The organism is Streptomyces sp. NPDC001056 (assembly GCF_053598955.1).
In genome coordinates this window covers 330,533-343,515 of record NZ_JBSFLI010000002.1, presented here as the reverse complement: position 1 = coordinate 343,515, position 12,983 = coordinate 330,533, and the positions used below count along the sequence as shown (strand labels likewise).

Genomic DNA, 12,983 nt, shown 5'->3' with positions numbered 1-12,983 from the left:
CTCCAGCTTGGTAAAACCAAGTAACACGAGTTCCCGGAGGGACGCATGGAGTTCCGGCAGTCGAACAAGCTCAGCGAGGTCTGTTACGAGATCCGCGGCCCGGTGATCGAGCACGCCAACGCGCTGGAGGAGGCGGGCCACAGCGTGCTGCGCCTGAACACCGGCAACCCCGCGGCCTTCGGGTTCGAGGCACCGGAGGAGATCCTCCAGGACATGATCAGGATGCTGCCGCGGGCCCACGGCTACACGGACTCCCGCGGCGTCCTCTCCGCCCGCCGCGCCGTCGCCCAGCGCTACCAGAACCTCGGCCTCGAAGTCGACGTGGACGACGTCTACCTGGGCAACGGCGTCTCGGAGCTGGTCTCCATGGCCGTGCAGGCCCTCGTCGAGGACGGCGACGAGATCCTCATCCCCGCGCCGGACTTCCCGCTGTGGACCGCCGTGACCACCCTGGCCGGCGGCAAGGCCGTGCACTACCTGTGCGACGAGCGCTCCGACTGGAACCCGGACCTCGCCGACATGGCCTCGAAGATCACGGACCGCACCAAGGCCCTGGTCATCATCAACCCCAACAACCCCACGGGCGCGGTGTACCCGAAGGAGGTCGTCGAGGGCATCCTGGACCTCGCCCGCCGCCACGGCCTGATGGTCTTCGCCGACGAGATCTACGACCAGATCCTGTACGACGACGCCGTGCACCACTCGGCCGCCGCGCTCGCCCCCGACCTGGTCGTCCTCACCTTCTGCGGACTGTCCAAGACCTACCGCGTCGCCGGCTTCCGCTCCGGCTGGCTGGTCGTCACCGGCCCCCGGCAGCACGCGAAGGACTACCTGGAGGGGCTCACCATGCTCGCCTCCATGCGGCTGTGCGCCAACGCGCCCGCCCAGTACGCCATCCAGGCCGCGCTGGGCGGCCGCCAGTCCATCCGCGAACTCACCCGGCCCGGCGGCCGGTTGCACGAACAGCGCACCGTGGCCTGGGAGAGACTCAACGAGATCCCCGGCGTCTCCTGCGTCAAGCCCAAGGGCGCCCTGTACGCCTTCCCCCGCCTCGATCCCAAGGTGCACCGCATCCACGACGACGAGAAGTTCGTCCTGGACCTGCTGCTGCGCGAGAAGATCCAGGTCGTCCAGGGCACCGGCTTCAACTGGCCCTCCCCCGACCACTTCCGCATCCTCACCCTCCCCCAGGCCGAGGACCTGGAGGCGGCGATCGGCAGGATCGGGCGGTTCCTCGGCGGGTACCGGCAGTGACGCCGGCCGGGGGCACGATCGCCGGTACCGGCCGTCACTCCGGCACCTGCACCGCGCCCCCCACCGTCCCTCCCCCGGACGGCGGCCGCATCCGCTCCTAGGCCAGCACCCGCATCCGCCGCACCGGCCCCGCCCACAGCGCCAGCGGAGCCGCCAGGGCGACCACGCCGACCAGCCACAGGGCATCCCGCGTGCCCAGTCCCGCGGCCGCCGCGCCGGCGAGCAGGGAGCCGAGCGGCACCGCGCCCCAGGACACGAACCGCACGGTGGCCATCACCCGGGGCAGCAACTCCGGCGGCGTCACGGTCTGGCGGTGGGTGCGCGTCAGGATGCTCAGCACCACGACGCCCATGGCGAAGACGGTGTTCCCGAGGCCGAACACGAGCAGCCCCCACCCACCCGAACTCAGCGGGAGCAGCACCAGGGCGACCGCCGCGACGAGCGTCGCCCAGCAGATCGCCCGCGCGCTGCCGAGCCAGTGGGACAGCCGGGGGGTCAGCGCGGCGGCGAGCAGGCTGCCCAGGCCGTCGGTCGCCATCACCACGCCGACCAGACCGACGGGCGTACCCAGCGTGCGCACCAGGTACAGCGGCGTCAGCGCGATCAGCGTGCCGCACACGAAGTTCACCAGGGTCGCGGCGGTGACGCAGGGCCGGATCACCGGGTGGCGGGTGACGTAGCGCCAGCCCTCCGAGATCTGGCTCCAGGGCGAGCCGCCCGCCTTCGCGGCGCGCTTGCCGCTCGGGCGCGGCACGGTACACAGGACGGCCGCCGAGACGACGTAGCTGACGGCGTCGACCAGAAGGCTGGTCGCGGCGCCGCAGAACTGCACCAGCACGCCGCCGAGCGAGGGCGCGCCGAGCTGGGTCGCCGCGCTGGACCCCGACAACAGGCTGTTGCGCGCGGTGAGTTCCTCCTTGCTGACAATGCTGGGCAGGAAGCTGGAGTTCCCGACGTCGAAGACGACACCGGCGAGGCCGGTCACCAGGGTGACCACCACGAGCTGCCACAGCCGCAGGACCCCGAGCGCCGCGGCGAGCGGTACCCACGCCATCGCCACCGCGCGGATCAGGTCCATGGCGATCTGCGTGCCGCGCAACGGCAGCCGCTGCACGACGACTCCGGCGGGCAGCCCGATCGCCACCCAGGCGACGAAGCGCGCGGCCGGCAGCAGACTCACCTCGAACGCGCTGGCGTGCAGCGTCTCGATGGCCACCAGCGGCAGTGCCACCGTGGTGACGGCGTCACCGACACCACTGGCCGTCGAGGCGGTCCAGTAGCGCCAGAACATGTTCGCGGTACCGGACTTGCGGGCTTTCGTCTCACTGCTCAGCTCGGCACGAGCCATGGCCACCTCTCCCCCGAAGGCCCGCAGTGGACCAGATCCCCCCTCCCCCCGCAGTAACGCGCGTCACACTCTCAGGCGGAGCGCCAGACTGTTGTAGGCCAAGAACGGTGACGTTACGATCACCCACTGATCGATCTTGGTCTGGCGTGCTGCTTGGTTCGGGCTGGGACGACGTCCTCAGGGGGGAATGTCATGTCTGAAGAGCCGGCAAGCGAGTCTCGCGCCGCGTTCGCGTGGCCGGCCCGTGGCCGGGTCCGGACGACCCACCTGCTCGCGGCCAAGGCGGCGGGCCACCGCTGGGCCATGCTCACCAGCTACGACCAGTACACCGCCGCCCTCTTCGACGCCGCGGGCGTCCCCGTGCTCCTGGTGGGCGACTCCGCGGCCGACAACGTGTTCGGCCACGACACCACGATCCCGGTCACCGTGGACGAGATGCTGCCGCTGGCAAGGGCGGTGACGCGCTCCGCCCCGCGTTCGCTGGTCGTCGCCGACCTGCCGTTCGGCTCCTACGAGGAGGACGGGAAGCAGGCCCTGCGCACGGCGGTCCGCTTCCTCAAGGAGGGCGGCTGTCAGGCCGTCAAGTTGGAGGGCGGGCGCGACATGGCACCGCAGATCTCCCAACTCGTGCGCGCGGGCGTCCCGGTGATGGCGCACATCGGGTTCACCCCGCAGAGCGAGCACCAGTTGGGGGGTTACCGGGTCCAGGGGCGCGAAGGGGGCGCCGAAGCCGTGCTCGCGGACGCCCGAGCCGTCGTGGCAGCGGGCGCGTTCGCGGTCGTCCTGGAGATGGTCCCGGCGCAGCTGGCCAAGCGGCTCACCGCCGACCTGCCCGTCCCCACCATCGGCATCGGCGCCGGCCCCTCCTGCGACGCGCAGGTGGCGATCTGGCAGGACATGGCCGGGCTGCGCACGGGGAGGTCCCCGAGATTCGTGCGGCGTTATGCCGATCTCGCGGGCGAACTGGACCGCGCCGTCAGAGAGTTCGCCGCCGACGTCCACGCCGGCGCGTTCCCGGGACCGGAGCACTCGTTCGACTGACCGGCGGGTTCGCCGAACGAGGGGCGAACGACCGCCGAGGGAGGGCACGGCACGGCCGACTCGCCCACCGGGCCCCGTCCACCGACGGGTTCGGCCGACCGTGCGACGCACAGATGATTCGAGGAACATCATGTCCGTAGTCGCCCATCCCCACGAGCCGACCCCGGGCCGCCCGAGCGGTCCGGCACAGGAATCCCCACCGGTCCGCGCCGGTGTCTTCGAGAACGGGACCTGGCGGCACGGCGAGCTGGCCCACGAGGTGCGCAGCCCCTACGACGGCCGGCTGGTGGCCGTCGTCAGCCATGCCGCGGCCAAGGAGGTGCCGCGCGGACGAAGGCCCGTGAGGAAGCTTGCCGCCGCCGACCGCGCCCGGGTCCTGCGTGCCTGCGCGGAGGGTTTCGAGACCCGCAGGGCGGAGGTCGCCGCGTCCATCTCCGCCGAGATCGGCATGCCGGTGACCGATGCCGAGAAAGAGGTCGACCGCTCGGTCCGCTGGCTCCAGCTGGCGGCGGAGGCGGTGCACCACTTCGACGGCACCTCGACCCGGCTGTCCGGACCCGGCGGCGACCGGCTCGCGGTGACGACCCCGCAGCCGTACCGCCGGGTCATGGCGATCACGCCGTACAACCGTCCGCTGGCCCAGCTGATCGTCAAGGTGGCCCCGGCGATGCTGGCGGGCGCGCCGATCACCCTCAAGCCGTCCGAACGGGCCAGTGCCAGCGCGGTGTTGGCGGTCGAGATCCTGCTCGACCGCGGGTATCCGCCCGAGTACCTCTCGCTGTGGACCGGCGGGCCGGAGGTGGCGCAGGCGCTGCTGGCCGATCCCGCGGTGGACTTCGTGGCCTTCACCGGCGGCGCGCGCGGCGCGGGGGCCGTGGCCGCGACGGCCGGACCGCGGCCCGGCTGCTACGAGCTGGGCGATGTGGGCGCGCTGGTCGTGTGCGCCGACGCCGACCTGCCGGCCGCCGCCCGTGCGGCCGCCCAGGGTGCCTTCGGCAACGCGGGCCAGTCCTGCCGCGGGGTCAAGCGCGTCCTGGTCGCGGAGGGCGTGGCCGAGGATTTCGGCCGGCTCCTGGTCGAGGAGAGCGCCGCCTGGCGGGTGGGCGACCCCGCCGAGCGCACCACCCGGATCGGGACGCTCGTCGACGCGGGCGCGGTGGAGCGGGTGCGGACGGCGGTGGAGGAGGCGGTCCGCGACGGCGCCGAGGTCGTGGCCGGCGGCGAGTACCGGGGGGCGCAGTGCTGGCCCACCGTCATCGGCAAGGTCGCCCCGGACGCCCGGCTGGTCACCGAGGAGTTCCTCGCGCCGCTGGCCCCCGTCGTCACCCTGACGGACCGCGCTCTGGACGACCTTCCCGACAGCTACCCGGGCGGCCTCCAGGTCGGCGTCTTCACCCGCGACCTCGACCGTGCCATGAACCTCGCGCAACGGCTGCCGGTCGGCACCGTCGTCCTCAACGACGGCCCCCAGTACGACCATCCGCTGGCCCCCTTCGGCGGGGTGGGCCACAGCGGGCACGGCCGGGAGAGCGTGCTGTCGTCCGCGCGCAACATGTGCTTCGCCAAGACGATCGTCTTCCCCGCCCCGACCGAAGGACCTCGATGACCACCGGTGTGACCATCAACCTGCGCGCCGACGGCGGCCTGGAGCGGCGCGAACACCCCCTGCTGCCCCCGCGTCAGGGCGGGGCGCTGCTCGCGATCGAGCGGGCGAACGTGTGCGGCAGCGACGTCCACCTGTGGCGTGGCGGGCATCCGACCCTGCACGACTGCGTGCTCGGGCACGAGTTCGCGGGCCGGATCGTGGACACGGCGGGCACCAAGCTGTACGACGCGCGGGGCGAGCGGCTGACCGAGGGCGACCGGCTCGTGTGCTCGTACTTCCGGGTGTGCGGCACCTGCGAGATGTGCCGGCTGGGCCGGACCAACCTGTGCGAGGTCGCATACGCCTCCTGGGGCCGCTCCAGCCTCGAACAACCGCATTTCCGGGGCGCGTTCGCGAGCCACTACCACCTGCATCCGGAGCAGTTCACGGTCAAGGTGCCCGACGCGCTGCCCAGTTCGCTCGCGGCCCTCGCCAACTGCGCGCTGGCGCAGGGTCTCGCGGTCGTGGACCGTGTCCGCGCCGACGTGCTCGCGGGGCCGTGCCTGGTGATCGGGGCCGGCGCGCTCGGTCTGTCGGTCGTCGCGGGCGCTCCGGAGGGCACGTCCTGGGACGTGTACGACCGGGTTCCCGCGCGGCGCGCGAACGCGGAGCTGTTCCCCGGCGCCCGCGCGCTCGGGGAGCTGCCCCCGGCGGGCGGGACGCTCGACGGGCACTACGACCTCGTCGTGGTCGCGGCGGGCACGCCGGAGGCGTTCGCGACGGCACTGGAGCAGGTGCGGCCGGGCGGCCAGATCGTGATGATGGGCATCATCAACACCCGGGACACCGACGTCGTGTCCATCCGCCCGGGCGTGCTGACCCGCAAGGGGATCACCGTCTCCAGCGCGATCCGCTACACCACGCACCACCTCGTCGCCGCCGTCGACCTCCTCTCCGGTGACACCCCGCTGCGCCGGCTCCCGCTCGCGGAGTTCGGCCTCGACGCGGTCACGGACGCGCTGGCGGCGGCCGAGCGTTGCGTCAGCGGCCGCGTGAGCCTCGTACCGGACGGGGAACTCCGATGATGCGCGCGGCACTCAAGGACCTCGCCCGCGACTGCGAGGCCACGCTGGCCGCCGAGATCGAGGCCGGCCGGGTCGGCGGCGGCGCGGCCTGTCTGCGCGATGTCGCGTCCGGCGAGCAGCACACGGTGTTCATGGGCCGCAACGCCCCGGACGGGCCCGCGGTGACCCTGGACAGCGTCGTGCGCCTGTACTCGATGACCAAGCCGATGCTCGCGACGCTGGCCCTGCGCCTGATCGACGCGGGCCGGCTCCCGGGACTCGACATGCGGGTGAGCGAACTCGCCGCCGGTATCGACGGCGTCCGGGTCCCGCCCACGATGACCCTGCGCCACCTGCTGACCATGTCCTCCGGCCTCGCCGGGTCGAAGGAGCACGAGCGGATGCAGCGGGTGTACCGGGCGGCGGGCGTCCTGCCGTACGACTACACCGAACGCGGGTACGGCACGGACGAGACCGACTTCCTGCGGCGCGTCCTCGGCTGCGAGCTGTCGGCCGCGCCCGGCGCCCAGTGGGAGTACGGGCGCTCGGCGGACGTGGCCGGGCTGCTGATCCAGCACCACCTCGGCACCCCGCTCGACGCGCTGTTCCGCACGTACCTCTTCGAGCCGCTCGGGATGGCGTCGAGCGGATTCTTCCTGCCGCCGGACCTCACCGCGGACGTGGTGCTCCAGCCGTCGGCCGATCCGCCGACCGGGGAGTCGCTGGCCGATCTGCGGCGCACGAGCGGATTCCGGTCCGCGGGCAGCGGGGGGCTCGCGAGCCTGCGGGACTATCTGGCCTTCCTCCAGGCGGTGTTCTTCCCCGCGCCGGATTCCGCGTTCCTCAGCGAGTCAGCGCGGGTGGAACTGCTTTCGGACCAGATAGCCGGGCTGCACGACACCGGCCCCGACTACATTCCCGGACCCGGCTGGGGATTCGGCCTGAATTTCAAGATCTCGCCCCGGTACTGCGGACCCGGCACCGCGCGCCGCGTCGCCTGGCTCGGCCGGGCGGGCACCAGTTTCCTCGTCGATCTGGAGAAAGAGTTGATCCTGCTGTTCGCCGCGCCCTCGTACGGGCGGACGAGAATCCTGCAAGCCACCTTCACGGAACTCGCCGACCGGCATCTGCCGCAGGTGGCGAGCGCCCGATGACCACACCCCCCATCGTCGCCTTCATCGGTCTGGACGGCGCCGGGAAGAGCACCCAGATCGAGATGCTGAAGGCCGCCTACGAGGCCCGTGGCCTCTCGGTGTTCGTGCACCCGAACCCGAGCCTGCAGGGGCTGTCGGCCCGGTTGGACGAGGTCGCCGTGGAGAACGGGTACGACGACCGGTTCGCGATGCTCGGACCCGACACGCACAAGGTCATGACGGCGGCCGTGAAGTGGATGGCCATGTCCTCGCTGGGCACCGCGCCCGAGGGCACGGACCTGATCATCGCGGACCGGTACGCGTACTGCCAGATCGCCGCCGCCGACGCGCTGGGCGCGAGCAACCGGTGGCTGATCGAGGGCCTGTTCCGGGGGCTGCCGGAGCCGACGCTCACGCTGTTCATGGACCTCGACCCGGAGCTGTCCGTGGCCCGGGTGAAGGTCCGGGACCCGCAGGAGTGGATCGACCACGGCTTCCTCACGCGCATGCGGGCCGCCTACGCCGCCCTCCCACAGGCGTCGCAGTGGACGTGGATCGACGCCGACGCGACGTTCGAGGAGGTGCACCGGCGCGTGCTCGCGGCGGTCGAGGCGAAGCTGGGTGATCCGCGGTGAAGGTGGTCACCACGGCCGGGGAACTGGCCGCCGAGTGGGAGGCCGCGCGCCGGGCGGGCGCCGTCATCGGCTACGTGCCCACCATGGGAGCGCTGCACGAGGGGCACCTGAGCCTGGTCGACCTCGCCCGCGAGGAGTGCGACCTGGTCATCTGCAGCATCTTCGTCAACCCGCTCCAGTTCGGGCTCGACGAGGACTTCGAGTCGTACCCGAGGCCCATGGAGCGCGACCTGGAACTCCTGAGGGACCGGGACACCGACGTCGCGTTCCTGCCGAGCTGGACGGAGATCTTCCCCGGGCGCGAGCGCGTGCTGGACGACTTCGGCACCCATGTCTCGGTGCCCCGGCTGAGCCACCAGCTGTGCGGCCGCTCACGCGAGGGCCATTTCGACGGCATGGTCACCGAGAGCCTGCTCTTCCTGAACCTGGTGCGGCCCGACCGCACGTACTGGGGCGAGAAGGACTTCCAGCAGCTGCGGATCATCGAGACGCTGGTCCAGGACATGCGGCTGCCGGTGACCGTGGTCCGGGGCGCCACGAAGCGCGAGCCCGACGGCCTCGCGATGTCCTCCCGCAACAAGAACCTCGGCCCCGAGGCGCGTGCGACGGCTCCCCGGCTCCGGGGCGTCCTTGAGGACATGCGGGCCCGGGTGCGGTCCGGCGAGCCGCTGCCCGCCGTGCTGGCCGCCGGCCGGGAGCGGCTCGCCTCGCTGGGTTTCGCGGTCGAGTACCTGGTGGCCTGCGAGGAGGAGGCGCTGACCGAGGTGCGGTCCGTGGACGGGCCGGTCCCGGTACGGCTGTTCGCGGCCGCGCGGCTCGGTGGCGTACGACTGCTCGACAACATCCCGCTGACCGAGGCGAACCATGACTGATCTGGCGACCGAACCGATCGTCTACTCCTTCACCGACCACCGTGTGTACCGGGACGAGGCGCCGCTGATCATCGCCGAGGGCGAGGGCATCCGCGTCCGGGACACCGCCGGGAAGGAGTACATCGACGCGCTGTCCGGGCTGTGGCACGCCAACCTCGGCTTCTCCGACGCGGAGCTGATCGAGGCCGCCACCTCGGCCTACCAGCGACTCCCCGCGTTCCCCTGCGCGTTGGGCCGGGGCAGCGTCGAGACGGAGGCGCTGGCACACGAGTTGCTCGCCGCCGCCGAAGGGCGCTTCAGCTCGGTGTACTTCGCGGCCTCGGGGTCCGAGGCGGTCGAGTCGGTGCTCAAGTTCCTGTGGCTGGCGAGCAACGCGCAAGGGACGCCGTCCAGGAAGCTGGTCGTCACCCGGGACTCCGGCTTCCACGGCACCACCCTCGGCGCCGCCTCGCTGGCCGGCATCCCGAACCAGCACGCCGGGTTCGACCTGCCGCTGCCCTTCACCGTCCGGGTGCCCCGGGCGCACTACTACCGCGACCACCTCGACGGCGAGTCGCCGGAGGAGTACGTCGACCGGATCGTGCGGACCACCCGCGACCGCATCGAGGAGGCGGGCCCGGAGAACGTCGCCGCCATGGTCGCCGAGCCGGTCATGGCGGCGGGCGGCGTCCTGGTGCCGCCGGACGGGTACTGGCCCGCGATGGACCGGCTCCTCGCCGACCTGGGGATCCCGCTGGTGGCCGACGAGGTCGTCTGCGGGTTCGGGCGGCTCGGGCCGCTCTTCGGGCACCAGCGCTTCGGGCTGCGGCCGGCGGCGGTGACGGTGGCCAAGGGCATCACCGCGGGGTACGCCCCGCTGGGCGCGGTCCTGCTCGGCGCGGACCTCACCGGTTCCGTCGCCGCGGCGGCCGAGTCGTACGGCGTGCTCGGGCACGGCTCGACCTTCGGCGGCCACCCGGTCGCCGCCGCCGTCGCCCGCGCCAACCTGCGCGCCCTCGGCGAGCGCGGCATCGAGCGGCGCGTCACCGAGCTGGAGGCGGCGCTGCGCACCTCCCTGGAGGGCCTGCTGGACCTGCCCGCGGTCGGGGAGGTGCGGTGTCTCGGCGGGCTCGCGGCGGTGGAGCTGATGGCCGACGGCGCCGGGCGGCGGCCCTTCGACCCGGAGCGCCGCGTCGGCCGGCGGGTCGCGCGCAAGGCCCGCGAACTCGGACTGATCGTCCGCGACCTGGGTGACGTCCTGGCCCTGTGTCCGCCCTTGATCACCAGTGCGAGCGACGCCGGCGAGATCGCCGCCCGGCTGCGCGACGCCATCACGGCCACCCTGAAGGAGGAGACATGACGGAACTCCCGGCCAAGGCACGGGCCTGGGACCTCGTCAGCGGCAGCTACTGGAACTCCGGCTACTACGGCGGCCCCGCACCCGAACACGACGAGATCTTCCGGGGGTTGATGCGCGCCGGGGCCCCGACCGCCGTGGTCGGCGCCAGCACCGTCTCGCTCTCCAAGGCCGCCCAGGAGGCCGGCGCCGAGCTCCATGTGCTCGACTTCGCCCCGGGCATCCTGCGGGAGGCCGGCGAGTGGCTCGGGCTGCCCGGGGACCGGCAGCACCTCGTGGACGTGACCGGCCCGCTGCCCGAGCGGCTGCGCGGCAGGTACGAACTCGCCGTCGCCGACCGGCTCGTGAACCGGTTCAGCGCGGCCGATCTGCCCGCCGGCCTGCGCGGACTGCGCGATCTGGTGGCCCCGGGTGGGACGCTCGCCCTCACCGTCCGCTTCGGCTGGTACGACCGCGACCGGCAGATCCACGACGCCCTCACCCCGGCCGAGCGGAAGCTGTTCTGGCGGCCCGACGTGGGCGAGATCGACTACGCGGCGCTGCCCGACCGGGACATCCCCCTGCCCACCTGGGGCGGGATCTCCGGCCAGGTCATGCGCGAGCACATCCGCGGCAGGGGCCGCGAGGCCCGCTTCCACAAGGACGAACTGCTGGCCATGGTGGCCGACCTGGGCGGCCTGGTCTGCACGGACCTCGTCGAGGCCACGAACGGCACCGCTCTCGTCGTCCTCGGGAAAGCCGCCCTCGGGAAAGGGGAGCACCATGACACCGCCTGAGGCGCCGCAGGAGATCCTCACCGAGCCGGTCACCGACCCCACGGCGTGGATGGCCGCGGACCTGCCCGCCCCCGAGGGCGTGGTGCACGAACTCACCCCGGCGCACCTGGACGAAACAGCGGCCCTCGTCAAGGCGTTGCGAGACGATCCGCTCCCGCTCCTCGCGGATCGCGAATCCTGGCGCGCCCTCGCCCGGCGGACCATGCCCACGCTGTCCGACCTGGCACACACCACGGCCCACCGCACCGAGACACACATCGGCACGGCCGTGCTCCGCGGCCTGCCGGTGACGGATCTCGCGCCGGACGAGATCCGCGGCCTGTACCGCGCGCTCGGCGCGGTGATGGGCACCGCCGTCTCGCAGAACACCCGGGGCGAGTACATCGCCGACGTGCGCGACTACGGCAACGGCGGCCTGGACGACAGCACGGTGCGCGGCCACCAGACCACCTCCGCGCTGCGCTTCCACTCGGACGACGGCGACCTCGCCCTGCTGCTGTGCGTGCGGCCCGCCGACAACGGCGGCACCTCGCTGATCGCCAGCGCCATGACGATCTACAACGAACTGCTGCGCCGGGCCCCGCACCTCCTGGGGCTCTACTACAACGGGTTCGTCTACGAGAACCGCGACGAGGAGGACCCGCCGGCCTACCGCAATGCCGTCTTCGGTTATTACCACGGCCAGTTGACGTGCCGTTACTTCCTGCGGGACTACGTGGACTCCTCCCCGTCCGTGACGTCCGTGCCCGTGAGCGACCTGGAGCGCTACGCCCTCGACCTGTTCGAGGCGCTCGCCCAGCGGCCCGGCGCCGCCACCGAGTACGCCCTGCGGACCGGTGACCTCCAGCTGGTGAACAACAACATCGTGGTGCACGCGCGCCGTTCGTTCAGCGACGCCGCCGGGGGCGGGGGCAGGCTGCTGTTGCGGCAGTGGGTCAATCTCGACGGGGGACGGCAGTTCCCGACGACGCTGTGCCGCCACCGCTACGGGATGCGGAAGAAGCCCGATGAGCGCGGTTGAGCGCCGGCTGCTGGTCACCGCCCCGCTCCCCGGGCTGCCCGCCGCGTTGCCCGGGGGTCTGGCCCTGGCGCACTGGCCGGGCGGCGACCGCGGGAGTCTGCTGCGGGCGGTGGCCGGGAGCACCGCGGTGCTGGTGACGGCCAACGAGCCGGTGGACGAGGCGCTGCTCCGGGCGGCGGGCCCCGGCCTGCGGGTGGTGGGCACGTACTCCACGGGGGTGGACCACATCGCGGTGGAGGCGTGCCGGCGCGCGGGGGTCCGGGTCGTCACGGCGGCGGGCGCCCTCGCTCCGGCCGTCGCGGAGCACACGCTCGGACTGCTGCTGGCCTGCGCCCGGCGGATCGTGGAGGCGGACCGGTTCGTCAGGTCCGGCGCGAACTGGCGCTGGGAGGCCGACGCCTTCCTCGGCATCCAGCTGCACGGCCGCCGCCTCGGCATTCTCGGCCTGGGCGCCATCGGCTCCGAAGTGGCCCACCGGGCCCAGGCGTTCGGCATGGAGGTGCACGGCCTGCCGCACCGCCCCGGCGCGCCGCTCCCGCCCGGCGTGACACCGCACCGGGACCTGGTCGAGCTGATGCGGGTGAGCGACTTCCTGACCATCCACGTCCCGCTCACCCCCGGCACCGACCGCCTCGTCGACAAGTCGATGCTCTGCGAACTCCCGCCCGGCGCCGTCGTGGTGAACACCTCGCGCGGCCGGGTGCTGGACCAGTCGGCGCTCCTCGAACTCCTGGCGGCCGGGCATCTGGGCGGCGTCGCGCTCGACGTCTACGAGGACGAACCGCACGTCCCCGCCGAGCTGCGGCGCGATCCTCGTGCGGTGCTCACACCGCACATCGCGAGCGCGACCACGGTGACGCGCCGGAGCATGACGGCGGCGGTGCTCAGGAGGATCGGGGCGGCTCTGGAGGGATGAGC

The 12,983-nt window shown here is 72.7% G+C and carries 12 protein-coding genes; 11 read left to right on the top strand and 1 reads right to left on the bottom strand.

Annotated features, from left to right (window positions below; translation table 11 throughout):
* The first annotated feature begins 45 nt into the window (after positions 1-45).
* Positions 46-1,254: a pyridoxal phosphate-dependent aminotransferase gene (locus tag ACWDD7_RS04110; protein WP_351868691.1), complete on the top strand. Its 1,209-nt coding sequence runs from the start codon at positions 46-48 to the stop codon at positions 1,252-1,254.
* A gap of 97 nt (positions 1,255-1,351) precedes the next feature.
* On the opposite strand, the gene ACWDD7_RS04105 is transcribed toward ACWDD7_RS04110, so the two are convergent.
* Positions 1,352-2,602, bottom strand: coding sequence for an MFS transporter (locus tag ACWDD7_RS04105; protein WP_351868694.1), 1,251 nt, complete (start codon positions 2,600-2,602; stop codon positions 1,352-1,354).
* 192 nt (positions 2,603-2,794) lie between these two features.
* Between ACWDD7_RS04105 and panB the strand changes: the two genes are divergently transcribed.
* The 10 genes from panB to ACWDD7_RS04055 all read left to right on the top strand — a co-directional run bounded on the left by panB (position 2,795) and on the right by ACWDD7_RS04055 (position 12,981).
* Complete coding sequence (panB, locus tag ACWDD7_RS04100; protein WP_450456222.1) at positions 2,795-3,643, top strand: 3-methyl-2-oxobutanoate hydroxymethyltransferase; 849 nt, start codon at positions 2,795-2,797, stop codon at positions 3,641-3,643.
* Positions 3,644-3,773: 130 nt separating this feature from the next.
* Positions 3,774-5,249, top strand: coding sequence for an aldehyde dehydrogenase family protein (locus ACWDD7_RS04095; protein ID WP_450456220.1), 1,476 nt, complete (start codon positions 3,774-3,776; stop codon positions 5,247-5,249).
* Positions 5,246-6,313 carry an alcohol dehydrogenase catalytic domain-containing protein gene (locus ACWDD7_RS04090; protein ID WP_351868702.1) on the top strand — a complete coding sequence of 356 codons (1,068 nt, stop codon included), beginning with the start codon at positions 5,246-5,248 and terminating at the stop codon, positions 6,311-6,313. Before ACWDD7_RS04095 ends, ACWDD7_RS04090 begins: the two co-directional genes overlap by 4 nt.
* The gene (locus ACWDD7_RS04085; RefSeq protein ID WP_450456219.1) at positions 6,310-7,446 is read left to right on the top strand and encodes a serine hydrolase domain-containing protein; all 1,137 of its coding nucleotides are present in this window, start codon (positions 6,310-6,312) and stop codon (positions 7,444-7,446) included. The genes ACWDD7_RS04090 and ACWDD7_RS04085 overlap by 4 nt, the downstream gene beginning before the upstream one ends.
* Positions 7,443-8,060: a dTMP kinase gene (locus tag ACWDD7_RS04080; protein ID WP_450456218.1), complete on the top strand. Its 618-nt coding sequence runs from the start codon at positions 7,443-7,445 to the stop codon at positions 8,058-8,060. Before ACWDD7_RS04085 ends, ACWDD7_RS04080 begins: the two co-directional genes overlap by 4 nt.
* Complete coding sequence (gene panC / locus ACWDD7_RS04075; RefSeq protein WP_450456216.1) at positions 8,057-8,932, top strand: pantoate--beta-alanine ligase; 876 nt, start codon at positions 8,057-8,059, stop codon at positions 8,930-8,932. The genes ACWDD7_RS04080 and panC overlap by 4 nt, the downstream gene beginning before the upstream one ends.
* Complete coding sequence (locus tag ACWDD7_RS04070; RefSeq protein WP_450456214.1) at positions 8,925-10,271, top strand: aminotransferase family protein; 1,347 nt, start codon at positions 8,925-8,927, stop codon at positions 10,269-10,271. The genes panC and ACWDD7_RS04070 overlap by 8 nt, the downstream gene beginning before the upstream one ends.
* Positions 10,268-11,044 (top strand): hypothetical protein, encoded by a 777-nt coding sequence (locus tag ACWDD7_RS04065; protein WP_450456212.1) that lies wholly within the window; start codon positions 10,268-10,270, stop codon positions 11,042-11,044. Before ACWDD7_RS04070 ends, ACWDD7_RS04065 begins: the two co-directional genes overlap by 4 nt.
* On the top strand, positions 11,031-12,065 hold the full coding sequence (locus tag ACWDD7_RS04060) for a TauD/TfdA family dioxygenase (protein ID WP_450456210.1): 1,035 nt from the start codon (positions 11,031-11,033) through the stop codon (positions 12,063-12,065). The genes ACWDD7_RS04065 and ACWDD7_RS04060 overlap by 14 nt, the downstream gene beginning before the upstream one ends.
* The gene (locus ACWDD7_RS04055; RefSeq protein WP_450456208.1) at positions 12,052-12,981 is read left to right on the top strand and encodes a 2-hydroxyacid dehydrogenase; all 930 of its coding nucleotides are present in this window, start codon (positions 12,052-12,054) and stop codon (positions 12,979-12,981) included. The genes ACWDD7_RS04060 and ACWDD7_RS04055 overlap by 14 nt, the downstream gene beginning before the upstream one ends.
* Positions 12,982-12,983 lie beyond the last annotated feature (2 nt).